The organism is Morganella psychrotolerans, from assembly GCF_965118875.1.
Taxonomy (GTDB): domain Bacteria; phylum Pseudomonadota; class Gammaproteobacteria; order Enterobacterales; family Enterobacteriaceae; genus Morganella; species Morganella psychrotolerans_C.
On the sequence record NZ_CBCPJD010000012.1, the window covers coordinates 73,872 to 98,298 of the forward strand.

The following is a 24,427-nucleotide window of genomic DNA, read 5'->3' on the forward strand; positions in this document are numbered from 1 at the left end:
TATTAGTCGAGTCTATAAAAACATTCACCAATATATCAATCACTAAAAACTACAGCCTAGAATTAATTGGCTTTATAGACAAACCACTATATTTCGTTCCTAAAGACTATTTTTCATTCTTATCTTTTAACTATGGATTAATTTCTATATTAATATTTGTTTTATTTCAAATGTCTTTAGTGTACTTGACAAAGAAGTTAAACGTATGCTTTAACTCGCAACTAATAATACTTGGTATCCTATTATTTATATCCTTTTCCAATAACCTTACTTCCATTTCAATATTAATGTTATTGCCTCTATTCCTTAAAAGCACGGTAGATAATAATGTCAAATAAAATAATCTATATCTCACCCTATCTTGATACTGACACATCTTTTGGTGGTAGTGTTGTTAGCTGGTCAAATTTGGAAAAATTAAAATTATCATCAAATATTATAAGTATCGCTATCTCTAGAAAATCAAATAATAGATGTGACTATTCTGTTCATGCAAGCAAAAATAAAATAACAACCGCATTTAATAACTTATTAGGTTTTTCTGGCCGGCTATCATTTAATACAATAAAAGAAATCCTTATTATAATCGATAAAGAAAAACCAGCATTAATTTACCTAGATAGTAGTTATCTTGGGAAATTAGCTAAATTAATTAATAATAAGTATCCAGATGTAAAAATAATAACATTTTTCCATAACATAGAGTATGATTTTGAAATAAACAGATTGAGAAAAAATCAACTCCAATATATACCATCGTTTTGGTCTGCTTGGCTTAATGAACGTTCCGCTATAAAATATTCTAATAAATTATTTATGCTACATAAGTCAGATTCAGATAGAGCCCGTAAGTTATATAAAAGGTCAGCTGATTTCTTATTACCTGTCACCCTTCCTTCACATATAGGAGAGGAATATAATAACATATCGTTCTCTGAGCTTACCCCTCGTAATATTGGTTTTTTTGGTACTGCATTTTATGCGAATGTAGAGGCTGCAAAATATATTTCAAAAATACTCTCTCCACTACTACCGGAATATAATTTCATTATTGCGGGAAATGGTTTTGAAAAATATACATCTGATTTATCTAATGAGAATGTATCAATATTAGGTACAGTTAATTCAATAACTGAATTTTATAACTCTGTTGATATAATAATTGCCCCAGTATTTTCTGGTGGTGGTATGAAAGTAAAAATAGCAGAAGCACTCTCTTATAATAAATTAACAATCGGCTCTCCATTTGCATTAATTGGCTATGAAAATGTCATCGATAATAAAAATTTATTTTCTGCTGATACTACTGAAGATTTCATTAATTTGATCAAAAATGTAGCATATCTTGATAATCCTCGAAAATTATTCATTGATTACTTCAGTAATGAATCTGTATCCAAACAGATGATAGATGAAATAGAAAAAGAACTAATATAATGTCTAAACAAATATGTACTATCGCTCATGTTCAGGTTATACCTAAACTATCTGGTGCTCAATTGTTTTCTTTTGAGATTTTAAAAAACACATTGGCCGATAGGAAATACATTATATGCTCATCATCCGAGATTGTTGATAATAAACAAAAAGAAGATTTTATTAGACAATTTAATAGTATTGATGTTGAAATAATTTGGGTTAAGCACCTGAAGAGAAGCATAGGACTCCATGATATTCTAGTATTTCCTGAGCTGTATCATATTTTTAAAAAATATAACTTTGATATTATACATACTAATTCGACAAAGCCTGGATTTGTTGCCAGAATTACAGCTCGCCTAGCCGGTATAAAAAAAATAATCCATACTGTTCATGGGATCGCTTTTCATAAGCATACGTCTTTTATCACAAGGCTACTATTTTATATAATCGAAATTATTTCGCTTCAATTTGGACATTATAACGTAACTGTTAATAAATTTTATTTAAAATATTACAAGTTTTTTCCATGGAAAAAAAGTATCAGTATTTACAATGGAATAGACTTTACGAAATTACAAAATAACCAGATTCATTCTCGTTCTGAAATAGTTAAATTACTATTTGTTGGAAGGCTGGATAAACAAAAAGATCCATTGACCTTAATTAAAGCATTTTATTTATGCAAAAAAAAACATAACGAGATTAGCTTAAATATTGTTGGTGATGGTGATTTATTTGATGATTGCGTTAATTTAGTTAATGCTTTAGGTTTAAATGACTCTGTCGTTATGTACGGATGGAGTGGCAGTACATCAGAGTTCTATAATAATTCTGATATTTTTATATCTCCTTCTATTTTTGAAGCTTTCGGATTTACATTAACTGAAGCGGCATACTATAAATTACCTATTATAGCTACTAATGTTGAAGGTATACCTGAGGTAGTCATCGATGAAAAAATGGGTTTTCTTACCGAACCAAAAGATATTAATAGGATATCCGATAAAATTATTTACTTGATCGAAAATCCGGAGATCGCAGTCAATATGGGGGAATATGGGCATACTTATGTTACTAAAAATTTCCCAATAGAAAAAATGATAAATCAATATAATGCGCTTTATCATACTTTTGAGGATTAACCATGACTATTTTGCCAGTTATTATTGCTGGTGGCTCAGGCAGTCGCTTATGGCCGTTATCAAGGGAAGAATATCCTAAACAATTTTTATCTATCTTTGGTGAGAATTCATTATTACAAAATACTGTTTCTCGTCTTGATACACTAGAGTGTGAACCTCCTTTAGTCGTTTGTAACACTGAACATCGTTTTCTTGTTGCTGAACAATTAAAAAATTTTGTTTTATCCGGCATAATTTTAGAGTCTGAAAAAAAGAATACCGCACCTGCTATTGCATTAGCTGCTTTTAAAGCACTACAAAGCGGAATTGACCCACTTCTTTTGATATTACCATCAGACCATATTATAAATAATAATAATATCTTTATAGATACGATACTAAAAGCAAAAAAAACAGCTACGGATGGTTATTTAATTACATTTGGTATCGTTCCTTTATCACCAGAAACAGGTTATGGATATATTAAAAAAGGAAACTTAATCTCTCCTGAAATTTTTAAAGTTTCTTCATTTAAAGAAAAACCGAACTATTCTACTGCATTAAATTATATAGAGTCTGGTGATTATTTTTGGAATAGTGGAATGTTTTTATTTAAAGCTTCTGCTTATTTAGAAGAATTGAAAAAATTCGCGCCAAACATCTATGACTCATGTAAAGCTGCTTTAAAAAAATCTCGTTGTGACCTTGATTTTATTCGCATTGATGAAAATGAATTCAACAAATCCGATTCAGATTCAATTGATTATGCTGTCATGGAAAAAACATCTCTATCTGCAATGATACCATTAAATGCTGGTTGGAATGATGTCGGTGCTTGGGATGCTATTTGGGAAATAAGCAACAAAGACTCGGCTGGTAATGTGATATCAGGTGATGTTTACACAAAAGACGTATCTAATTGCTATATATCTTCCTCCGAAAGAGTTGTTGCTGCTGTTGGATTAAATAATATTGCAGTAATAGAAACAAATGATGCAATTCTTATTGCAGATAAAGATCAAGTGCAATCTGTTAAAGATATTATTACTTTACTTAAAGAAGATAATAAATACCATTACATTAAGCATCGCAATGAGTTAAAGCCTTGGGGTTCACAGGATTCTATTGATGATGGTGAGCGCTATCAGGTAAAAAAAGTTGTTATTAAGCCAGGGAATAAAATTTCATTACAAATTCATTATCACCGAGCTGAACATTGGGTCGTGGTTTCAGGAACAGCAAAGGTAACTAAAGGTGAATCTAGTTTTATATTAACTGAAAATGAATCAACATATATACCGATTGGTGAAGTTCATTCAATAGAAAACCCAGGAAAAATTCCTTTAGAATTAATAGAAGTTCGTTCCGGAACTTATCTTGATGAAAATGATATTTTACGCTTATCGGATACTATATTATAATTATGTCTAATTTATCATGTTTCAAAGCCTACGACATTCGTGGCCAAATCGGTAATAACTTAAATGAAGATATCGCTTATCGAATTGGCCGTGCATATTGTGCTTATCTGTCCCCATCTAACGTTGTTATTGGCTGTGACTGTCGTAACAGCTCAGATCTATTGAAAAAAGCATTAATTCAAGGAATCATCGATTCTGGCTGTAATGTTCTCGATATAGGAATAGTCGGTACCGAGGAAGTTTACTTTGCTACCAGTAACCTCAATGCTTGCGGTGGCATTGAAATTACTGCCAGCCATAACCCTATTGATTACAATGGAATGAAGCTGGTTAGAGAGCAATCAAAGCCGATCAGCGGGGATACCGGCTTAAACGAAATAAAAAAAATAGCAGAGGAGAATTCATTTCCTTCTGTTAAAAAACAGGGCTATCTTACTAAGATATCGAATTTACATCCTTATGTTGATCATCTTTTTTCTTATCTTGATTTAAAATCCATTCAGCCGCTGAAACTAGTTATAAATTCAGGGAATGGCGTTGCTGGTCATGTTATTGATGAAATAGAACATAGATTTAAATTATCAAACACCCCTATTTCTATTGTTAAGTTATTTAATAATCCTGATGGCAATTTCCCTAATGGTATTCCTAATCCATTATTACCTGAATGTAGGAAAGACACTCAGAATGCTGTAATAGCACATAATGCAGATCTTGGAATTGCATTTGATGGTGATTTTGACCGTTGTTTTTTCTTTGATGAAAATGGATGCTTCGTAGAAGGCTATTATATTGTCGGAATGCTTGCTGAAGCATTTTTACAAAAAGAAACGGGTGCCAAAATTATTCATGATCCCAGACTCAGCTGGAATACTATAGATGTTGTCAGTAATGCTGGAGGTATACCGGTTCTATCCAAAACAGGTCATGCTTTTATTAAAGAAAAAATGCGTAAAGAAGATGCTATCTATGGCGGTGAAATGAGTGCTCACCATTATTTCAGAGATTTTGCTTACTGCGACTCAGGAATGATTCCATGGCTTCTGGTAATCGAATTACTCAGTAAAAAATCTATTTCCTTATCACAACTGGTTAAACAATATATAGCTAATTATCCTTCTTCAGGTGAAATTAATTCTACTCTGACTGAGCCTGAAAGTGCAATCATGCGTGTAACTGAATACTTTCAGGATGATGCTATCGTCATAGATAAAACTGATGGTATTAGTATGGAATTTAAAGAGTGGCGTTTTAATTTACGATGCTCTAATACTGAGCCGGTTGTCAGATTAAATGTTGAATCCCGTGCTGATATTGAGTTAATGAAAGAAAAAACTGATCTTATCCTGAATATTCTCAGAGACTGAATGGTATCATTCAATATCTGACTTACTATTTTTCTTCAAATCCAAACCATGCTCAACATCGTCCTGTTCGAACCTGAAATACCGCCGAACACCGGCAATATTATCCGTCTGTGTGCTAACACCGGCTTTCGGCTGCACCTTATTCATCCGTTGGGGTTTACCTGGGATGATAAGCGCCTGCGCCGTGCCGGGCTGGATTACAGCGAGTTTGCGGATATCAAACATCATCATGATTATACCGCGTTCCTGGAAAGTGAAGCGCTGAGCCCGGATAATGCACAGTCCCCCACCGGGAACAGGGTGTTTGCTCTGACCACCAAAGGAACGCCACGCCACAGCAATGTCAGCTATCAGGCGGGGGACTATTTGTTGTTCGGACCGGAAACGCGCGGGCTGCCGCCTTATGTGCTGGATAATATGCCGGTTGAGCAGAAGATTCGCGTACCCATGCTGGCGGACAGCCGCAGTATGAATTTATCCAATACTGTCGCGGTGATTGTGTTTGAAGCCTGGCGGCAACTGGATTATATGGGGGCCTTACTGCGGGATTAACAATCATACCCTTATTCATTCAGGCTGCAGATGCGTTGGTTACATCCTGAATGACGTTGGGTATATACCCGCAAAATTACCTGCTATAAAAAAGGCGGTTTCATACTGTGATGAAACCGCCTTTTTTGATCTGATTTTTTTAACCTGAATAAATCATCTTTCCGGCTATGTTCTTTTTTCAATCCGCGTTGCCATTAGCAGCAATGCAAACAACACACCCAATACACTGATATGCACATTCTCAAAGTTACCGCGCACAACAATATAACCAAGGAATGACGTGACCAGTGTGATAATCACCTGAAACTGTAGTTTATCCCGCCTGTCGGCAGCAATCGCTCCTGAAAGGGAAAAGGTAAATACCAGGTAAATCATTCCCAGAAGCCCCGCAATACCGCAGGCAAACCAGTAAGTAAGGAAAACATTATGTGAGCCGATAGAGGTGCGGAATGTCCAGTCAGGGTTCTGAATCGCGGCGGTATCATAAGCCTGGTTATAAACCTGCCGTCCTATACCATGCCCTTTTAAGGGGTTTTCCATGATCAGTTCATACGCCGTTCCTTGGGTACCGTTTTGATAACGATAGCTGCTATCAGTCTGGCTTAGTTTATGGTTTAAAATGCCATTGTCTTTTCCTAAACCATACTGCGATACAGCAATTGCACCCAATGCCAGCACCAGCAATGCTGCCACAACCATGCCTTTATTGCGGTTTAGTCCAAATGCCAGGAAATACATTATCAATACCGCCAGCCATGCGCCCCGTGCCAAAGTTCCCAGTAAAACAAAGAGCATCAGTGCGCCCAGTGTGAGCAACCCCGCCCATTGCCATACACTGCGCTTGTTCATCAGGTGCCAGTGCGCAATCAGTACCGGGAAGAAGATAATCAGCGCGTCAGAAACATCACGGTGATTAAAATTGGTAAACGGCATAATCCCCTGACGGTAATCGAGATAATACAGATATAGCTCCCGCAGGCAGACAAACAGTAATCCTGCAGTAAATGCGGTGATGATCATTTTCAGCACTTGTTCCTGCGGCGTTTTCATCAGCACCAGCACGATCAGGACAAACATCAGTAATACATCACGGAAGTGACTGTTTTTTATATCAGAAAGACTGCCGCGCCAATCAGGTGAAATCAGCAGACCATAAATTATTACCAGCGTGAATAACCCGATACAGAGTGAGATCGGGTTTTTGAACAGAGACAAGCAAGCTTTACGGTAACGGATAATATGCCAGAGCGCAGTTGCGGCGATCAGCGCAAAAAAAATCGTTTTGTAACGGGTGACCCCTGTAACATACAGCAGGGAAATATATCCCCCGACAATAAACAGGCTCCACAGTCCATGGGTGTTTAATCCACGGCTGTTTACTCCATGACTCAATGATTTTTTAATCACGATAGTTTAAATCCCTTCGCACCCGTTAAAGTGCTGATCCATATCCAGCGAGGGTTTGTCACAACCGGGTTTGCCGACAATCTTTGCGGGCACACCGGCGACCGTCGTGTGCGGCGGTACAGGGTGTAATACCACAGAGCCCGCACCAATTTTGGCGCCTCGCCCGATTTCAATATTGCCGAGGATTTTTGCACCTGCGCCAATCATTACACCTTCACGGACTTTCGGATGGCGATCGCCGCCGGTTTTACCGGTTCCGCCGAGTGTGACGGATTGCAGAATAGAAACATCATTTTCCACCACTGCCGTTTCACCGATCACAATTCCGGTGGCGTGGTCAAACATAATACCGTGACCAATTTGTGCCGCAGGGTGTATATCCACGCCGAATGTCACTGACACCTGATTCTGGAGATAGGTCGCCAGCGCTTTGCGGTTCTGCTTCCACAGCCAGTTGGCGATGCGGTAAGACTGCAATGCGTGAAAGCCTTTCAGGTACAGCAGCGGCGTGGAGTATTTATCTACCGCAGGGTCACGCAGACAGACCGCTTTGATGTCCTGCGCAGCAGATTTTATCATCTGCGGGTCATTGCTGTAGGCGTCTTCCACCACTTCGCGGACAGAAATTGCCGGCATGGTGGGCGTCCCCAGTTTATTGGCCAGCATGAAACTGAGCGCACTGCCCAGGTTTTCATGCTTGAGTAATGTCGCATGGAAAAAACTGGCCAGCATCGGCTCACAATCAGCAAAATCCCGCGCTTCCTGCTTTATATGGCTCCAGACTTCTTCCAGTTCTTCGTAGGACATAATTACCTCACAGACTTCGGATAAAAAACGGGCTTAAAAGCGCTCACCTTCTTCTTTGGTGGCACGTCCCAACAGAGCACGGGCCGCTTCGAGCACATCTTTATTGCAATAGAGTATCTGATAGATTTGCTCAGTGATGGGCATTTCCACACCGGCACGCTCTGCCAGCGCACGGACTTCTTTGGTGTTCCGGTAACCTTCCACGACCTGACCAATTTGTGCCTGTGCATCATCCACACTCACGCCCTGCCCCATCATCATGCCAAAACGGCGGTTACGGGATTGGTTGTCAGTACAGGTCAGCACCAGGTCACCAAGACCGGCCATACCCATAAAGGTCGAAGGATCTGCGCCTAATGCCACGCCAAGGCGGGTCATTTCAGCAAGACCACGGGTGATAAGTGCAGTACGCGCGTTTGCACCAAAGCCCATTCCGTCCGAAATTCCCGCACCAATCGCAATGACGTTTTTCACGGCACCGCCGAGCTGAATTCCGGTAAAGTCAGGGTTTTTATACACACGGAAACTTTTTCCGCAGTGGAAAAGCTGCTGAACTTCATCGGCAAATGCCGGTTCAGTTGCAGCAACGGCAATTGCGGTCGGCAGACCGGCAGCCAGTTCTTTGGCAAAAGAGGGGCCGGAAATCATCGCCAGCGGGATTTGGTCGCCGAGCACTTCACGAACCACTTCACCCAGCAGACGCCCGGTTTCCGCTTCCAGACCTTTGGTTGCCCAGATAATTCTGGCATCCGGTCGCAGTAGTGGTTTTACACGTTTGAGTACATCCCCGAAAACATGGCTCGGCACAACCAGCAGGATATTGCGGCTGGCAGCGAGTGCTTTTTCAAGGGAGGCTTCCGGAATGAGGGTGTCAGGGAACGGAACATCGGGAAGAAATGCCTGATTTGCGCGATCGGCTTCAAGCTGGCGGATGTGTTCCGGATCGTGTCCCCATAACACCACACGATGCCCGTTACGGGCAAGTGTGATCGCTAAAGCGGTGCCGTAAGAACCGGCACCGAGTACAGTCATAGAAGCGTCTGTCATTATGCTTCCTGTTCGCCACCCTGCGGCGCGGCTACCTGCTGCTCTTCCTGCTGTTGCAGGTAGCTCATAAACAGGGCATCAAAGTTAACCGGCGCCAGGTTCAGCTGCGGGAATGTACCGCGGCCAACTAAGCCCGCGATACACTCACGTGCATACGGGAACAGAACATTCGGGCAATATGCACCCAGGCAATGTGCTAACTGAGTGCCTTCCAGACCGCCGATGGTGAAAATACCGGCCTGCTGAACTTCACACAGGAATGCGGTTTCTTCGCCCAGTGTTGCGGTCACAGTGACACGCAGAACGATTTCATAAACATCATCCGCCAGTTTGGTTGAACCGGTGTCCAGATCCATTTTCACTTCCGGCTGCCAGTCCTGCTGGAAAACCGCAGGGGCATTCGGCGCTTCAAAAGAGATGTCTTTGGTATAGACGCGCTGAATGTTGAAAGACATTTCTGTGTTTTGTTGTTCTGACATAATGTTACCTTTTGATATCCTTATAAATAGTTTGAGTTACAAAGGGTGTTAATTCAAACGTCCTTTGCCGGGTTACTTTTTACTGCGGGAAAGCGGTAAGTTATCACCGGTCCAGCCGGAGAGTCCGTCTTTCAGCACAAACACACGTTCAAACCCGGCTTTAATCATGCTTTCTGCCGGTTTACCCAGGTCCATACCATTGGCAGAAACCAGAATAACCGGACGGCTTTTGTGTTTTTCCACTTCGCCGAGATTATTATCTTTAATTTCTGACGGAGTCAGATTCACCGCATCAATGATGTGACCACGGCGGAAATCGTCCCGGGTACGGGTATCCACAACAATCGCTTCTTCTTTATTAATCAGTATGATAGCTGTGGATCGGGGAATGGTTTTCACTTTGGAAAACATTCCTTTGAAGGTCAGTAAAATAACAGCAACCAGTAACGCAACCCACACAAGGGCGATAATCGGGTGCTTACTAACAAATGGCATAATTTCTTGCAGCATGGGGGACAATAACTCCCGTTAGTTAATAACAAAGATCAAAGGGCAGAAGTATACCTGTGTGTCAGGTCAAATACAGCCAATCTTGCCCGGGATGTTGCCGTTTTCATCTTAATTTTGCGGCGCGTGCCGCGAAAATACATTTTCCCGACGGACAGACCCTGTAATTTACCATTGATCTCCCGTTAAGGTAAAAAACTAACGCAACAAATTCACAGGAAATATCTCCCCGGTGATTGTGCTGAAGTGTAAATATGGGATAACAGGGCTGGTAACGCCCTAAATAGCATGGAATAATTGCAGTTTATACCCTTATTCATTCAAACTGCAGGTTCGTTGGCGGCATCCTGAATGACGTTGGGTATACAATAAAATATGATCGTTTCTTTGGCACAACGGCAAGGTCGGATAAATTGGCGCATAAGAACGTGTTCCGCAGACATTCCCGCCGGGTCATTCACGGCATCCGTATATTGCTGGCAGCCCTGCTGTTACCAGCCTCCTTTGCTGTTTTTGCAGCCAATACCCCATCCGCAGATGCCAGTAAAAATGAGCTGAAAAACTTACAGCTCAATATTGCAGAAAAAGAAAAAAGCGTCAAAGAGCAGCAAGGCAAACGGACAGATTTGTTAGGCCAGCTTAAAAAGCAGGAAAGTGATATCGCGGTTGCCGGTCGTGAACTGTATTCCACTCAAAAAGGTCTGAAAAAACTCGATGGTGAAATCACCACACTGGCAGCAGACATCCGGCAACTGGATTTAAAACAAAAAACGCAGCGCGCGCTGTTGTCAAAACAGCTGGATGCCGCATTCCGTCAGGGTCGCCATCAGGGCATTGAACTGATATTCAAAGGTGATGAGGGTCAGCGCGAAGAACGCATCCTCGCCTATTACACTTATATAAGTACCGCGCGGGAAAAAACGATTACGGAGCTGGAAGAAACCACCAGACAGCTTCACTCTCAGCGCAGGGAAGAACAGAAAAAACGGACTGAGCAGAGTAGCTTGCTCGGCAAACAACAGTCAGAAAAGAAAAAACTCGATACCGCACAAAACGCCCGTAAATCAACCCTCACCAAATTAGAAAGTTCCCTGAAAGCGGATCAGAAAGATTTGCTGGTGATGCGGGAAAATGAAAGTCAGCTGCGCAACAAAATAGCCAAAGCAGAGCGCGAAGCCAAAGCCCGTGCTGAACGCGAAGCCCGTGAAGCCGCGAAGGTCCGGGCAAAACAGGCGCAGGCGAAGAAAAAAGGTTCCACCTATACCCCGACTCAGGACGAACGCTCGCTGATGTCACGTACCGGTGGTTTGGGTCGCCCGGCAGGTCAGGCGATGTGGCCGGTACGCGGTCCGGTTCTCCATCGCTTTGGTGACAGTATTTCCGGCGAACTGAGCTGGAAAGGTATGGTGATCGGCGCGCCGGAGGGCACACAGGTTAAAGCGGTTGCAGACGGACGGGTATTGCTGGCCGACTGGCTCCAGGGCTATGGTCTTGTTGTGGTGGTTGAGCACGGTAAAGGGGACATGAGCCTTTATGGATATAACCAGAGCGCACTGGTGAATGTAGGTGACCAGGTGAAAGCCGGTCAACCGGTGTCACTGGTGGGCAGCAGCGGAGGTCAGGAAAGACCGGGCCTCTATTTTGAAATCCGGCGCCAGGGACGGACGGTTAATCCGCAGCCCTGGCTGGGGAGATAGCACACTGTGACTTACCGGCAGAAAACAAAATGTATCTTACTGACATCGTTACTTTTTATAACCTCGTCACTGATAGCAGTTTCTGCCGGTGCGGCGCAACTCGCGATTGTTATCGATGATTTCGGTTACCGTAAACAGGATGATAACCGCATCCTGGAACTGCCGCCGCAAGTCTCAATCGCTATCCTGCCGAACTCCCCTTTTGGTCGGGAGATGGCAGAGAAAGCCCATCGTCAGGGTCGGGAGATCCTTATCCATATGCCGATGGCACCCATCAGTAAGCAGCCTCTGGAGCGGGATACATTGCGCCCGTCAATGAGTACCGCTGAAATTGATCAGCTCATTAAAGCCGCTATTGCCCGCGTTCCCTATGCAGTTGGAATGAATAACCACATGGGCAGCGCAATGACCTCTGATCTCACCGCCATGCAACACGTGATGACATCCCTCTCCGGCTCTGGTTTTTATTTTCTCGACAGTGTGACCATCGGCAGTACAAAAGCCACACAGGCGGCACAAGGTACTCCGGTGCGCGTATTGCGCCGTCAGGTGTTTCTGGATAATGTCCAGACCGAGGAAGAAACCCGCAAACAGCTTAACCGCGCCGTTGCACTTGCGCGTAAACAAGGTTCGGTGATTGCTATCGGGCATCCGCATCCGTCGACAGTCCGTGCGCTGCATAAGCTTGTGCCAATGCTGCCGCCTGATATTGAATTGGTTTCGCCGGGCTATATGCTGACGCATGCAGGAAAACCGTCATCCGTCAGACCGCTGCCGGTTAAACCAGTGAAACCGGCAGAAACCGGAAAAGAGAAACAGAAACCGGTGGAGGTTGAAAAACCGTGGCTGACGCCGATGACAGAACAGTGTGAAGGGCTGCCGGTGCTGAGCGGGGAGTTTTATACTGCGTATATTAATCTTCTGACTGAAGCGGCACTGCAGCAGCAATTAACCGGCAAAGCCGCAGCCGTGCTGTCTGATATCCCGCTGGCACTGCCGGCAGCAGAGCCGGCGACTGTGCCGGAAACCAGACCGGACACTAAATCAGAAACTAAACCAAAAGCAGAAACGGTTCCGGCTGAAAAACCGGCGGCAACTATTGTGCCTCCGGTAACTGAAACATCAATATAATGAGCCAGGAATAGTAAGTCCGATATAGTAAGCTCGGGCTTTACGATATAATTTATCTGTGATTCAAATTTACAGCATCAGATGTTTTCGGCATGTAATACCTCCTGATCCGCCCGGAAAACCCGTTTCACCATATAACGGATAATCAGTGCGGCAATGACCATTGATGCATACCCGGCGATACGGAGCAAAATAGCCACAGAGTCCGGCCCCCGGTAATCCCGGATATAAGAAGAGGACAGCACTGCATATATTGCGCCGCTACTCATAAGAAAAACAATCAATCCACCCGCTATGCCGGTTAATAATAACCGACCGGTGCGTAGTTTCTCTCCGCTGTATCCGAATGCACCATACAGCGCCGTGACTAATATTCCCGCCAGTACCAGCAGATCAGGCAGTATATTTCTCAGCCCAATCGTAAATAACATAATGATTTCCTGCAATATTACCTCTCCGCCAAAAAGACTGACATAAAAGAAAAGAAGAATTAACGGGAGCAGAGCAGAGAGATAAACAGTCAGGGATGTCAGCAGGATATTATGGACTATCCCGTTGTTATAGGGCGCTATTTTATATATCGCGCCGGTTTTAATCCGGGAGCGGGTCATTCCTGTGGCTATAAGCCAGAGTGCCACCATAGTAATCAACAGTTTTAAAATATACAGCCCGTAAATCGCCAGTACAGGCGGTGCTGCCATATATGGCTGATCTTTACCGAGGTTTGAAATCACCATAAGCTGCGCCAGACCGGCAAGTTTAAGAATAATAAACCAGATAACTGCCATGCCCGCCACAAGGATAAGTGAACGGCTGTCTGTCCGGCAAAGATGACGATGATAAAACAGAAAAGAGGTGAATATAAACAGAAGCGGACCGTAAACAACCCATTCAGAATAGGTCTCTAACTGAAGTACAGGTAAAACATAATATGCATTACTGAAGATGGCCGGCAGGATCTGGTAAATCCAGATAGCCCCGGCAATCATCCAGGTTAGCGTAAATACACATGGCAGACGGAAAAATGATACTCCGTCCGCCGGTGCTGAATCCTTCATTATCGCATCCTTTAATTTATCCGTTTATACCCTTATTCATTCAAACTACAGGTTTGTTGGCTTCATCCTGAATGACGTTGGGTATATTATTTATCAGATCCGGAATACGAAACGAATAACTTTCCGGCTAAGCCACAATATAAGCACAGCAGATACCACTGCACATCCGATAAATCCGTTTTCCAGCTTGCCTGCGCTCAGATAAAAATCATCACCCATCATACTGAATATAAACATTGCAGCGATCGCAACCATTAACACAATACTTAATATTACGGTGGTAATAACAGAGATAGTCAGTTCACGGACCCGCAGCTCACTCTCTTTTACAGGGAATATTTTGCGGATACACAGGAAAATAACACCGCCGGAAATAACCAGGTTAATCGCAACACTCAGCGCACTTTGTGTCAGCATTTTCGGGCTGATCCCCGGGAGGTCACCTGCTATCATCGAAAATGCACACAGTGAAATTAACCACATCAGGTACATCATACCTGTGCTGAATAATACGCCATAAATTACCGGTGATGTTTCTGCTGTCAGCAGGAACGGCTGTGTGTCCTTAATATAGCGATCAGCCGCCAGACGAACCGCCAGATACAACACTAAAAATGACGCCAGATAAATCAACAAATCTGCCAGGCTCACCAATTTTATAAGCAGTAAAAAATCAAAATTATCCGGACCATAATCCTGAAGAACAGACCGTATTACTGTTATTTTCAGCATGGCGAGAGCATAGTTTACGGCATAAAGAAAAATCGCCAACCCGATAATGCCAAGGACTGATTTCCGGTTCAGCAGCGTTATCCGCGTGTGATATAAAAATAAGGAAACCAGTGCAAATTGCCCGGTCATCTGAATAAAATGGTGCCCGAGTACAGGGGATAAATAATTCCACAGTGATATTGTCGTCCCGTTATCACTGACCTGCGGATAAATATTGATGATCAGATTACCCATCATTATCAGCAGATAACTCAGAACAAACAGTAACGGCAGGCGAAAAAAAGTCGGTTGATTCATTATTTTTCTCTTAATACAAATTAACCATACCGCCGGTTCGGCGGATTATGGTTACGGATAGTCTATTCAGGCTTCAGACTACTATAATTATGCAGAACTTTGTTGCCGTCCATCACCTGAATATCCTGTGGCGGCTGATAACAGTCAGATAACGGGGAAGCGCACCGCTGTTTATCCTGCTGACGCAATCCCAGCCAGTCGCTGATAAGCCAGTAATCTGAGCTGCCTGAGTAAAGTGTATTTATTTTTTCACCGCGTGGATAGTGACCGGTCAGTTTTTCGCTGTACCAGATGTACATCGGGATATCAAAGGCGGCTTTAACCGGCACGGCTATCCCGTGGGCATACTCAGTTTCCCCGCGGCCATCGGTTTTACGGATCATACCGTGATCAGAAAAATACAGCATGGATGAACGGCTGTCCGCCAGACGGGAAGTGATTTCGCCCAGCAATTCATCTGTATAGTAGACAGAATTAAGGTAGCAATCTTCTTCCTGCTCTCCGGTGAACGGGATAACAGTTTTGTCTTCCACCCGCTTACAGGCGGGTGAATGGCTGCCGTAAATATGCAGAACAATCAGTTTACGCCCCGGTTGTTTCAATGCGGCATCGAGATCCGGCAGCAACGTCCGGTCATCCACCATACTGTCATTCCAGCGCGAGAATTGCGCCCGGAAAGAGATAGCAGCAATCAGCCCGTAACCCAGCCCGCCGACGCCCTGGTTGCTGTACCAATGCGTTTTCAGCCCGGCAGATTGTGCCAGGGTCAAAATATTGTCTGCATAATCAGAAAAATGTCCGGTTTGTCCCAGCGGAATATTAGAGACAGATACCGGGACGGATAGAATCGTCACCGGCGCAGGGGATACAGCCTGATTAAACACCAGCATATTTTTTTGCTGCGCGACTGCCAGCGGTGTCGTGTTCTCCGCCCGTCCGTATAAACTCAGATCGCTGCGGCGCACCGATTCGCCTATCACCAGGACGTAGTTTTCAATCTCATCATTTACTACATCATAATGAAAATCGGGCTGGTACGTTTTCACTTCATCGATCATTTTCTGCATGTGCTGCACACGGAAGAATTCCCCCAGATCATAAAACGGGGTGTGTTTGGTCAGGGTTTCTCCCCAGACGAAATCATCCGAGCGGGATTTGCCGTTAAAATAATAAAGTGACCCGCTGACAACCAGATACACGAGGAAGATACTACCCGCACAGCGCAGTGTCCGGGCAGAAAAGCAGCGACCTATTCCGCGGCAGAGCAGATAAAACAGCAGTGTGATAAACAGAAATACCAGCAGATACGGCCAATACATCAATGACATTGCCTGTGCTTCATCAGTCGTGGTTGCCAGGAACGTTTCTGCCAGTGCTTCACTGAAAGCAGACTGATACTCCTGCCATAAAAAAATCCGCATTCCCTGTACCGCACAGAAAAACAGCACCAATATTCCGGCGACTATCTGCCCGGCTCTGTACCGGGTCAGTAATCCGCAGGTCAGCAGAAATAAAAGGGTAAATAACGCCGTTTTTATACTGTGTGCGGCGCCCTGATTCGCATCCGTATAAAACAAAACGGCTATCAGAAGGGCTGTTAATAACAGGCAGATTTTTTTCATTGGCTTATTTTGACCGGCTTATTTTCACAAGCATAATCGTTCCCGAAAAATATAGAGTAAAGGCGCTGAATAATACCTGAATTTGCAACACTGTGCCGGATTGCAGCTTTTACCGGCGAATTTTTTAAGCTGAATTTAATGTCTATACCCTTATTCATTCAAACTGCAGGTTCGTTGGCTGCACTGATATAATTTTTCATCCACCTCTCCTATGCTTCAATGCTATTATGGGATCAGTGATTTTTTCATTTTCTTAAATGAACCCGAACAGAGGAATGCGTGATGATTATTGTCACCGGCGGTGCCGGATTTATCGGCAGCAATATTGTAAAAGCACTTAACGATGACGGTTACACTGATATTTTAGTGGTCGATAACCTGAAAGACGGCACAAAATTTGTGAATCTGGTTGATCTCGATATCACCGATTATATTGATAAAGAAGATTTTATCGCCGGTATTATTGCCGGGGATGATTTCGGGGATATAGAAGCTGTTTTCCATGAAGGCGCGTGCTCTTCCACAACGGTGTGGGATGGCAAGTATATGATGGATAACAACTATCAATACTCCAAAGAGCTGCTGGACTATTGCCTGGATCGCCGCATTCCGTTCCTGTATGCCTCTTCTGCCGCAACCTACGGCGGGCGCAGCGATAACTTTATTGAAGATCGCCAATTTGAAAAACCATTGAATGTATATGGTTATTCAAAGTTCCTGTTTGACCAGCATGTCCGCGATGTTCTGCCGGATGCAGAGTCACAAATCTGCGGATTCCGTTACTTTAATGTCTATGGTCCGCGTGAAGGTCATAAAGGCAGTATGGCAAGCGTCGCTTTCCATCTTAATAACCAGATTTCAGATGGCGAAAACCCGAAATTATTCTCAGGAAGCGAAAATTTCCTGCGTGATTTCATCTATGTGGGTGATGTTGCCGCTGTTAATCTGTGGTTCTGGAAAAATGCCAAATCCGGGATTTTTAACTGCGGTACCGGTCATGCGGAATCTTTTCAGGCTGTCGCTGATGCCGTAACCGGTTTCCACAGTAATCGTCAGTGTACACTTGATTACATTGAATTCCCGGAAAAACTCAAAGGCCGTTACCAGGCGTATACGCAGGCTGATTTAACCAACCTGCGCGCGGCGGGCTATCCCGGCAAATTTAAAACCGTTGCCGAAGGTGTTCACGAATACATGATTTGGTTAAATCAGGGAAATTAATTAAACACACATGAAAATTCTGGTGATCGGGCCATCGTGGGTCGGTGACATGATGATGTCACAAAGCCTTTACCGTACCCTGAAAACACGTTATCCGCAGGCAACGATAGATGTGATGGCACCTGCATGGTGCCGCCCGCTGCTGGAGAAAATGCCGGAAGTGGATGAGGCAATCGCCATGCCGCTGGGTCACGGCGCATTTGCCCTTGGCGAGCGCTGGCGTCTTGGTCATACCCTGCGTGATAATAAGTATGATCGTGCTTATGTGCTGCCAAACTCATTCAAATCAGCCCTGGTGCCGTTTTTTGCAAAAATTCCGGTACGTACCGGCTGGCTGGGTGAAATGCGTTACGGGCTGCTTAACGATCACCGGAAACTTGATAAACCCGCTTTCCCGTTAATGGTTCAGCGCTATGTCGCACTCGCGTACGACAAGACAGATGTTCCTGATGCCGGGGCTATCCCGCAGCCGCTGTTATGGCCGAAGCTGGTGGTGCGCGATGAAGATATCGCTGAAAGTATGGCGGCATTTAATATCGGCGATCACCGCCCGGTTGTCGGGTTTTGTCCCGGTGCGGAATTCGGTCCCGCCAAACGCTGGCCGCATTATCACTACGGTGAATTAGCCAAAAAACTCATTGATGAGCGTGATTTTCAAATCATCCTGTTCGGCTCAGAAAAAGATCACGCCGCCGGGGAAGATATTCTTGCCGGGCTCAGTGATGAACAACGTGATAACTGTCTGAATCTCGCAGGGAAAACCTCGCTGGAGCAGGCTGTCAACCTGATCGCGGGTTGCCACGCTGTTATCTCTAATGATTCCGGCCTGATGCATGTGGCAGCAGCACTTGATCGCCCGCTGGTCGCCTTATATGGTCCGAGCAGCCCGGATTTTACGCCGCCGCTGTCAGAAAAAGCCCGCGTTATCCGCCTTATCACCGGCTATCACAAAGTCCGCAAAGGCGATACTCACGAGGGATATCATCAGAGCCTGGTTGATATTCAGCCTGAACGTGTTCTGTCAGAACTCGATGATTTACTCAAGAGCACTCCGCCATGCGCCGTGTGTTAATTGTCAAAACCTCATCCATGGGTGATGTACTGCATACATTACCCGCGCTGACTGATGCCGCGCTGGCAATTCCCGGTATTACATTTGACTGGGTTGCGGAAGAAGGGTTTGCACAAATCCCGGGCTGGCACCCGGCGGTTGATCGCGTCATTCCTGTTGCCATCCGCCGCTGGCGGAAAAACTGGTTTCGCAGTGATATCCGTCAGGAGCGCCGTCAGTTCAGAGAAACCGTGCGCTCCCGCTCTTATGATGCGGTTATTGATGCCCAGGGGCTTATCAAAAGTGCGCTGCTGGTTACCCGATTAGCAGATGGCCGTAAACACGGCTATGACCGCCACAGTATCCGCGAGCCGCTTGCCAGTTTTTTTTATGATGAAAAACACGCCGTCAGTAAACAACAACATGCTGTTGAGCGCATCCGCCAGCTTTTTGCCCTGAGCCTGGGTTATGAAAAACCGGACAGTCAGGGTGATTATGCAATTGCCACCCATTTTCTGAATAACAGCACAACCGGAGCAAACTCTGCGCCCTATCTTGTCTGTCTGCATGCCACAACCCGTGATGCCAAACACTGGCCTGAATCTCACTGGCGGGCGCTGTTTTCACAACTGACAGACAGTGGTCTGCATATCCGGTTGCCGTGGGGGGCGCCGCATGAGCAGGAACGCGCACTGCGTCTGGCAGAGGATTTTCCACATGTGCATGTGCTGCCTAAATTATCACTGGCTGAGGTTGCCGCTGAAATTGCAGGGGCTGAAGGGGTGATTTCGGTTGATACCGGGCTGAGCCACCTGACCGCCGCACTGGATAAACCCAATATTACGCTGTACGGCCCGACAGACCCGGGGCTTATCGGCGGCTACGGCAAAGGGCAGTTTGCCCTGACCTCGCCGGATGGCTCTCTGGCGTCAGTGACAGCAGATGATGTTCTCGCCGCCATGACCGCACACGGTATGCGTTAAGGCGCGGTGCGCTGCGTAAATTTCCGCTGATAAAACTCCGCCAGTGTCATACCTTCCGCCCGTTGGGCAATATAGGCAAAGAGCTGCTCCAGGTCATCGTAAAGCGCGTCAATCGCTGCTTCATCCCTGAATGTCGGGCTACCGCCCGGCATAAATTCAGACGAATGCAGCATAAATTCAATATGATCATGCCCTTGCGCCAGACAAGCATCAACCACCTGTTGCATCTGAAGCAGATTGCCGCCTTTTGGTCTTAACCAGTTAACAGACGGCGAGCGTTTCTTACCGCGCAATCCGTCATAAAACTGTTTAAGACTGTTCATCAGCGGCGAATGGCGGTTCTGAATACTCATCGGCACCTGTAACAGTGCAGAATCACCCACATGGCTGATATCATTGAGATCCATAAAATACGCATCAGCCCGGAAATTCAGGTAATTTGTGCCGCCTTTGCCGAGCGGTGCCGGTGCGCCTGATGTATACGCCCAGTTCACGCCGGGAGTAACAGAGCAGTCTGCGAGATAACCAAACTCTGCCAGCAACTGTGCGTATTTTTCATTAAGTGCCCAACGACCTGAACGGTGACTGACCATTTTAGTCTGAAGTTTATCTTCCAGCAGGGATGTCATGACATTGATTTTTTCTTTCATCACATCATCAGGAAATTCAATCAGGTACGGCTGGAAACGATCGTCGTCCGTGGTCAGTGCTTTCAGCGGCGGGCTGTTCCATGCATGCAGATGCATGCCGATTTCCCCGGCCTGCCGCGCAATCACATCCTGTGCAAATTCAATATATGCATCATCTGCCGCCATTTCATAGTTAGTCAGCCAGACGGGTTTAAACGCGAATTTTTCACACAAAACCTGAAATCGCGGCAAAAAACGCGTGTTTTGTGTGGTAATGACCGGACCGGGCTCCCAGAGATTATCCCCTTCTGTATCCAGGGTGATGATAAATGCGGGCTTCGTCATGGTTGTGTTCCTCACGCGTTTTTCCCGGGGACGGGCTGAATTAAATGACAGTACTGCTGAATTATCGTCTGCTGCCCAAATTTTTGATACATCGCCGGCGTGATAACCGGCGGAGATTCATACACCAGGCGAATTTTTTCGGCAAGGCTCTCAGGGGTCAGTGCAGACAGGTATTTTTCCAGCTCACCCACCATAATTTCACTGATACCACCGGGGCAATGTGTACTGACAACCGGCGTACCACACATTAATGCCTCAATCAGTACGGTCGGTAACCCTTCGTTATCAGAACTTAATAATACTGCTTTTGCACCACGGATAAGCGGCATCGGGTTTGTCTGAAAACCAATAAATTCAACACGATTTTCCAGCCCGAGAGCGGTCACCTGCATTTCCAGCGCCAGTGTGGCAGCCGGGCTGCCCTGCCCCGCGAGCAATAATTTACACGGTAAATCAGCCAGAGCGAATGCAGCCAGCAGCCTGTCCTGACGTTTCACTTCATGGAAACGCCCCAGATGGATCATATAATCCTGTCCCTGATACGGGTTTTCTGCCGAAGCCTGCTGCTGAATATCTGTCACATCAAACGGGTTATAGATAGTCACACACTGTGCGGGCTTTACACCAACGGAGTCACACACATCACGGCAGACCGCATCGGATACGCCGATAATATTGCGCCCGTCATACACTTTGCGGATTTTGGTCTGCTTCAGCATCCGGCGCAGACCTGTTTTATTTCCCAGATAACTCGCAGAATACATTCCGTGCAGGCAAAACCAGACATTCAGTCCGGCAAGTGCGCGGGACTGCACCACAATACGGTCTGTTTTATGTAAATTCGATACCACCAGTGCCGGAATACCTTTGCGGGTAAACAGAGCGGATAATAAGGCATCCATTTTTACTGCGCGCCGTTTTATCTCTGTCTGACGCCGGAACAGCCCGCGATAGGTATCTTCACAAACCTGATAATCAACCCCGTCCGGAATGTCATAGTCCCGCACAGCACTCAGTGCCAGCAGTGTGACATCATAGCCCGCCTGCACTAATCCCTGACTCAGGCGCAGCACGACTTTCTCCGCACCGCCGCCGGGTAATCCGTCAATAATAAATAAGATATGCTGTTTCATGTCGACAGTACGCGTCCGTAGAGATCAATCAGTTGCTGTGACAGTGCCGCCGGTGTATGCGGTAAAATCCGCTGCCGCGCGCGTTCAGACATTGCATTATTCAGATGATTACAGGGCAGTTGTGCAACGGCATCAGCCAATCCGTCAATATCAAGGGCATCACAGACAAATCCCTCTTCGCCCCGGGTAATAAATTCAGCGCCGCCGCAGGTTGTACTGGTGATCACCGGCAATCCGCAGGCCATCGCTTCAAGAACCACATTCGGGAACGGATCATACAGTGTCGGGAGCAATAATCCGTCACACATCTGATAGAGCGGTAATGTCTGTTTCTGCATACCGAGAAAATGGATACGATCCGCGCAGCCCAGTGACGACGCCAACTGACGGTATGCTTTTTCATCTTTATCCTGCCCGGCGACCAGCAACCGGGTACCATTATTACGGCTGACCGCTTTTATCGCTGCCGCCAGTCCCTTTCGCTCAAACCCGGAACCGACATAAATCAGGCATTTTGCCTCCGCCGGAATACCCTGTGCCTGTCGTAACCGCAGACGCTCTTCTTCCGTCGCCGGATAAAACCGGGATGAATCAATTGCATTATAGATAACCGTAATCTGTGACTCAGAAAGACCAAAGTCTTCCATTACTTCTTTTTTTACCATCTCAGAGTTACAAATCACCTGCTTAAAATGCGCATCATGATACATCGCCTGTTCTGCTTTCATCACATAACGGTGATAAGGCGAAGCAAACAATAATTTAGCCCGCCAACCCGGCAAAACCCGCGCCCGTTGTAACAGCCAGCGGCGGTGAACGCCATCACCCGCACGATAAATATCACACCCGGCAATACGCTCATGGCTCTGAACAATATCAAATTTTTCCGCCTGCCAGCAGGCACGGGCGGCATTGGCAAACCCGCGTTCACGGCTGATACGCCCCCATTTTACCGGATTAACCACATGGATATGCCAGCCGGGAGCCGCAGCGCCCTGCCAGGAGCGGGTGATTACATTCAGCTCCAGGTTTTGCGTATCCAATGCTTCCAGTGCGCGGGAAACAAACCGTTCCGCGCCGCCGTCAGGGCGGTATTTCTGGCGGACAATCGCTAAACGCAGGTTTTTCATAAGTAACTCCGTGCTGCCGCAATCACCACGTCCGCAGGTATTGCGCCCAGATAGCGGTCATCGGCCCTGGTATCGACATCATCCGGGTCCGGCTGGTCGCCGTAATCCGAGGCTTTGATTATTCTGCCGGTTGCCTGCCAGGGGGACCAGAAAATCAGTTTTGTCGGACCAAACAGTGCCACCATCGGTGTTTTCAGTGCGGCGGCCATGTGCATCGGGACAGAATCCACACCAATATACAGTTTTGCCCGGTCAATCAGTGCCGCAAGCTGCGGCAGCGCAAGTTCACCGGCAACCGATACAATTTTCCCTTCCGCCACTGCCTGAGCACAAGGTGCAAGAATAGTCTCCACCATCTGTAATTCGCGGGGATCAGGACCGCTGCTGAGCACAATCTGGTGCCCGTCATCTGCCAGCGCCTGAATCACCTCACTCATTTTGTCTTCTTCCCAGCACTTATAAAACCAGCGGGATGTCGGCTGAACCACAATATAATTGCCGGTGATATGTTTGCGCTGCAACAGTTGCTCGGTCTGCTGCCGGTCAGCCTCAGAGTAAGCCATGGTGACCGTATCATCCGTTACCGGCAGATTCAGCGGGGTTAATCCGTTCAGGTTCTGCTCAACCGTATGCATGGATTCTTCCTGAGACGTATCCGCCAGCAGGGTATAGCATTTTTTCCAGAGAATATTTTGCCGTTTCCATAAGTCCAGCCCCACCCGAATCCGGGCACCGGTAAACCGGGTAACAATAGCGCTGTACCACTGATCAGCCAGATTAATCACAATGTCATACTGCCGCTGCCGCAATGATTTAAGCAAGCGCCATTCGTGCCCGATACGTCGCTTTAATCCTTCTTTACGCCACTGCCTGTCCATCGAAAAAATATGACTGACTCCGGGATGGAGACTCAGCATAGGCGCGGTTTCTTTATACAGCAGGACATCGACCTCAGCATCCGGGTAATTAGCGTTCAAAGTATTAATTACAGGTGTTATCAGCAGGGTATCGCCGTGATGACGAAGCTTTATCACTAAAATACGCTGTACCGGGGCAGATGCTGTTTGCATAGGCATTCCATTCATTATCTGGCAAAAATCAGGGAAGTTATCTGTAAAAATCAGAGCAACAGCGTACCATAAATCAATGTCCGGAGTATTAACAGATCATCACAGAGTGTTGTGCCGCATAGCAGTAAACCTGCCATTATCCACACCGGGTTTATGCTTTTTAATGCGCTATTCGTGTTAGTTTTATGCTATTATTAC

Annotated in this window: 22 protein-coding genes; 10 read left to right on the top strand and 12 right to left on the bottom strand. The window is 45.7% G+C overall.

Annotated features, from left to right (window positions below; all coding sequences use genetic code 11):
- The first annotated feature begins 327 nt into the window (after positions 1-327).
- The 5 genes from ACMHKJ_RS13335 to trmL are packed head-to-tail and all read left to right on the top strand — an operon-like array spanning position 328 to position 5,883.
- Positions 328-1,437, top strand: a complete 1,110-nt coding sequence (locus tag ACMHKJ_RS13335) for a glycosyltransferase (RefSeq protein ID WP_413494610.1) — start codon at positions 328-330, stop codon at positions 1,435-1,437.
- Positions 1,437-2,564, top strand: coding sequence for a glycosyltransferase family 4 protein (locus tag ACMHKJ_RS13340; RefSeq protein WP_413494612.1), 1,128 nt, complete (start codon positions 1,437-1,439; stop codon positions 2,562-2,564). Before ACMHKJ_RS13335 ends, ACMHKJ_RS13340 begins: the two co-directional genes overlap by 1 nt.
- 2 nt (positions 2,565-2,566) lie before the next feature.
- Positions 2,567-3,964 carry a mannose-1-phosphate guanylyltransferase/mannose-6-phosphate isomerase gene (locus ACMHKJ_RS13345; RefSeq protein WP_413494613.1) on the top strand — a complete coding sequence of 466 codons (1,398 nt, stop codon included), beginning with the start codon at positions 2,567-2,569 and terminating at the stop codon, positions 3,962-3,964.
- Positions 3,965-3,966: 2 nt separating this feature from the next.
- On the top strand, positions 3,967-5,331 hold the full coding sequence (locus tag ACMHKJ_RS13350) for a phosphohexomutase domain-containing protein (protein WP_413494615.1): 1,365 nt from the start codon (positions 3,967-3,969) through the stop codon (positions 5,329-5,331).
- A 48-nt stretch (positions 5,332-5,379) separates the two neighbouring features.
- Entirely contained in the window at positions 5,380-5,883 is a 504-nt protein-coding gene (gene trmL, locus ACMHKJ_RS13355; RefSeq protein WP_413494617.1) for a tRNA (uridine(34)/cytosine(34)/5-carboxymethylaminomethyluridine(34)-2'-O)-methyltransferase TrmL, read from the top strand.
- A 165-nt stretch (positions 5,884-6,048) separates the two neighbouring features.
- On the opposite strand, the gene rfaL is transcribed toward trmL, so the two are convergent.
- The 5 genes from rfaL to ACMHKJ_RS13380 all read right to left on the bottom strand — a co-directional run bounded on the left by rfaL (position 6,049) and on the right by ACMHKJ_RS13380 (position 10,133).
- Positions 6,049-7,290, bottom strand: coding sequence for an O-antigen ligase RfaL (gene rfaL / locus ACMHKJ_RS13360; protein ID WP_413494619.1), 1,242 nt, complete (start codon positions 7,288-7,290; stop codon positions 6,049-6,051).
- Between the two features lie 6 nt (positions 7,291-7,296).
- A complete protein-coding gene (cysE, locus tag ACMHKJ_RS13365; RefSeq protein WP_413494620.1) occupies positions 7,297-8,097 on the bottom strand; it encodes a serine O-acetyltransferase in 801 nt (266 codons plus the stop codon).
- A 33-nt stretch (positions 8,098-8,130) separates the two neighbouring features.
- Complete coding sequence (gpsA, locus tag ACMHKJ_RS13370; protein ID WP_413494622.1) at positions 8,131-9,144, bottom strand: NAD(P)H-dependent glycerol-3-phosphate dehydrogenase; 1,014 nt, start codon at positions 9,142-9,144, stop codon at positions 8,131-8,133.
- Positions 9,144-9,623, bottom strand: coding sequence for a protein-export chaperone SecB (gene secB, locus ACMHKJ_RS13375; RefSeq protein ID WP_413494624.1), 480 nt, complete (start codon positions 9,621-9,623; stop codon positions 9,144-9,146). Before secB ends, gpsA begins: the two co-directional genes overlap by 1 nt.
- Positions 9,624-9,695: 72 nt before the next feature.
- Entirely contained in the window at positions 9,696-10,133 is a 438-nt protein-coding gene (locus ACMHKJ_RS13380) for a rhodanese-like domain-containing protein (protein ID WP_413494626.1), read from the bottom strand.
- Between the two features lie 410 nt (positions 10,134-10,543).
- Between ACMHKJ_RS13380 and envC the strand changes: the two genes are divergently transcribed.
- On the top strand, positions 10,544-11,827 hold the full coding sequence (gene envC, locus ACMHKJ_RS13385) for a murein hydrolase activator EnvC (RefSeq protein WP_413494628.1): 1,284 nt from the start codon (positions 10,544-10,546) through the stop codon (positions 11,825-11,827).
- Positions 11,828-11,833: 6 nt separating this feature from the next.
- Positions 11,834-12,958: a divergent polysaccharide deacetylase family protein gene (locus ACMHKJ_RS13390; protein ID WP_413494630.1), complete on the top strand. Its 1,125-nt coding sequence runs from the start codon at positions 11,834-11,836 to the stop codon at positions 12,956-12,958.
- 77 nt (positions 12,959-13,035) lie between these two features.
- Here the strand turns inward: ACMHKJ_RS13390 and ACMHKJ_RS13395 are convergent, their stop codons facing one another.
- From ACMHKJ_RS13395 to ACMHKJ_RS13405, 3 genes are all read right to left on the bottom strand, one after another.
- The gene (locus tag ACMHKJ_RS13395; RefSeq protein WP_413494633.1) at positions 13,036-14,016 is read right to left on the bottom strand and encodes a hypothetical protein; all 981 of its coding nucleotides are present in this window, start codon (positions 14,014-14,016) and stop codon (positions 13,036-13,038) included.
- A gap of 93 nt (positions 14,017-14,109) precedes the next feature.
- The gene (locus tag ACMHKJ_RS13400) at positions 14,110-15,045 is read right to left on the bottom strand and encodes a hypothetical protein (RefSeq protein WP_413494635.1); all 936 of its coding nucleotides are present in this window, start codon (positions 15,043-15,045) and stop codon (positions 14,110-14,112) included.
- A 62-nt stretch (positions 15,046-15,107) separates the two neighbouring features.
- Positions 15,108-16,667 (bottom strand): phosphoethanolamine transferase, encoded by a 1,560-nt coding sequence (locus ACMHKJ_RS13405; RefSeq protein WP_413494637.1) that lies wholly within the window; start codon positions 16,665-16,667, stop codon positions 15,108-15,110.
- Between the two features lie 282 nt (positions 16,668-16,949).
- On the opposite strand from ACMHKJ_RS13405, the gene rfaD reads away from it, so the two are divergent.
- From rfaD to rfaC, 3 genes are read left to right on the top strand one after another with little or no spacing between them, the layout of a single operon-like run.
- Positions 16,950-17,888, top strand: coding sequence for an ADP-glyceromanno-heptose 6-epimerase (gene rfaD / locus ACMHKJ_RS13410; RefSeq protein WP_413494639.1), 939 nt, complete (start codon positions 16,950-16,952; stop codon positions 17,886-17,888).
- Positions 17,889-17,898: 10 nt separating this feature from the next.
- Positions 17,899-18,960: an ADP-heptose--LPS heptosyltransferase RfaF gene (gene rfaF / locus ACMHKJ_RS13415; protein WP_413494641.1), complete on the top strand. Its 1,062-nt coding sequence runs from the start codon at positions 17,899-17,901 to the stop codon at positions 18,958-18,960.
- Complete coding sequence (gene rfaC, locus ACMHKJ_RS13420) at positions 18,945-19,922, top strand: lipopolysaccharide heptosyltransferase RfaC (RefSeq protein WP_413494643.1); 978 nt, start codon at positions 18,945-18,947, stop codon at positions 19,920-19,922. Before rfaF ends, rfaC begins: the two co-directional genes overlap by 16 nt.
- Here the strand turns inward: rfaC and ACMHKJ_RS13425 are convergent.
- The 4 genes from ACMHKJ_RS13425 to rfaQ are packed head-to-tail and all read right to left on the bottom strand — an operon-like array spanning position 19,919 to position 24,229.
- Positions 19,919-20,896, bottom strand: a complete 978-nt coding sequence (locus ACMHKJ_RS13425) for a polysaccharide deacetylase family protein (RefSeq protein ID WP_413494645.1) — start codon at positions 20,894-20,896, stop codon at positions 19,919-19,921. The two genes, rfaC and ACMHKJ_RS13425, sit on opposite strands and share 4 nt — an antisense overlap.
- A gap of 11 nt (positions 20,897-20,907) precedes the next feature.
- Complete coding sequence (locus ACMHKJ_RS13430; RefSeq protein WP_413494646.1) at positions 20,908-22,029, bottom strand: glycosyltransferase; 1,122 nt, start codon at positions 22,027-22,029, stop codon at positions 20,908-20,910.
- Complete coding sequence (locus ACMHKJ_RS13435) at positions 22,026-23,159, bottom strand: glycosyltransferase family 4 protein (RefSeq protein WP_413494648.1); 1,134 nt, start codon at positions 23,157-23,159, stop codon at positions 22,026-22,028. The genes ACMHKJ_RS13430 and ACMHKJ_RS13435 overlap by 4 nt, the downstream gene beginning before the upstream one ends.
- Positions 23,156-24,229 carry a putative lipopolysaccharide heptosyltransferase III gene (gene rfaQ / locus ACMHKJ_RS13440; protein WP_413494650.1) on the bottom strand — a complete coding sequence of 358 codons (1,074 nt, stop codon included), beginning with the start codon at positions 24,227-24,229 and terminating at the stop codon, positions 23,156-23,158. Before rfaQ ends, ACMHKJ_RS13435 begins: the two co-directional genes overlap by 4 nt.
- Positions 24,230-24,427: the final 198 nt, after the last annotated feature.

Excerpts from the sequence above, each read along its gene's own strand:
- ACMHKJ_RS13335 (WP_413494610.1), top strand. The coding sequence starts at position 328 with ATGTCAAATAAAATAATCTATATCTCACCCTATCTTGATACTGACACA.
- ACMHKJ_RS13340 (WP_413494612.1), top strand. The coding sequence starts at position 1,437 with ATGTCTAAACAAATATGTACTATCGCTCATGTTCAGGTTATACCTAAA.
- ACMHKJ_RS13345 (WP_413494613.1), top strand. The coding sequence starts at position 2,567 with ATGACTATTTTGCCAGTTATTATTGCTGGTGGCTCAGGCAGTCGCTTA.
- ACMHKJ_RS13350 (WP_413494615.1), top strand. The coding sequence starts at position 3,967 with ATGTCTAATTTATCATGTTTCAAAGCCTACGACATTCGTGGCCAAATC.
- trmL (WP_413494617.1), top strand. The coding sequence starts at position 5,380 with ATGCTCAACATCGTCCTGTTCGAACCTGAAATACCGCCGAACACCGGC.
- cysE (WP_413494620.1), bottom strand. The coding sequence starts at position 8,097 with ATGTCCTACGAAGAACTGGAAGAAGTCTGGAGCCATATAAAGCAGGAA.
- gpsA (WP_413494622.1), bottom strand. The coding sequence starts at position 9,144 with ATGACAGACGCTTCTATGACTGTACTCGGTGCCGGTTCTTACGGCACC.
- secB (WP_413494624.1), bottom strand. The coding sequence starts at position 9,623 with ATGTCAGAACAACAAAACACAGAAATGTCTTTCAACATTCAGCGCGTC.
- ACMHKJ_RS13380 (WP_413494626.1), bottom strand. The coding sequence starts at position 10,133 with ATGCTGCAAGAAATTATGCCATTTGTTAGTAAGCACCCGATTATCGCC.
- ACMHKJ_RS13395 (WP_413494633.1), bottom strand. The coding sequence starts at position 14,016 with ATGAAGGATTCAGCACCGGCGGACGGAGTATCATTTTTCCGTCTGCCA.
- ACMHKJ_RS13400 (WP_413494635.1), bottom strand. The coding sequence starts at position 15,045 with ATGAATCAACCGACTTTTTTTCGCCTGCCGTTACTGTTTGTTCTGAGT.
- ACMHKJ_RS13405 (WP_413494637.1), bottom strand. The coding sequence starts at position 16,667 with ATGAAAAAAATCTGCCTGTTATTAACAGCCCTTCTGATAGCCGTTTTG.
- rfaD (WP_413494639.1), top strand. The coding sequence starts at position 16,950 with ATGATTATTGTCACCGGCGGTGCCGGATTTATCGGCAGCAATATTGTA.
- rfaF (WP_413494641.1), top strand. The coding sequence starts at position 17,899 with ATGAAAATTCTGGTGATCGGGCCATCGTGGGTCGGTGACATGATGATG.
- rfaC (WP_413494643.1), top strand. The coding sequence starts at position 18,945 with ATGCGCCGTGTGTTAATTGTCAAAACCTCATCCATGGGTGATGTACTG.
- ACMHKJ_RS13425 (WP_413494645.1), bottom strand. The coding sequence starts at position 20,896 with ATGACGAAGCCCGCATTTATCATCACCCTGGATACAGAAGGGGATAAT.
- ACMHKJ_RS13430 (WP_413494646.1), bottom strand. The coding sequence starts at position 22,029 with ATGAAACAGCATATCTTATTTATTATTGACGGATTACCCGGCGGCGGT.
- ACMHKJ_RS13435 (WP_413494648.1), bottom strand. The coding sequence starts at position 23,159 with ATGAAAAACCTGCGTTTAGCGATTGTCCGCCAGAAATACCGCCCTGAC.
- rfaQ (WP_413494650.1), bottom strand. The coding sequence starts at position 24,229 with ATGCAAACAGCATCTGCCCCGGTACAGCGTATTTTAGTGATAAAGCTT.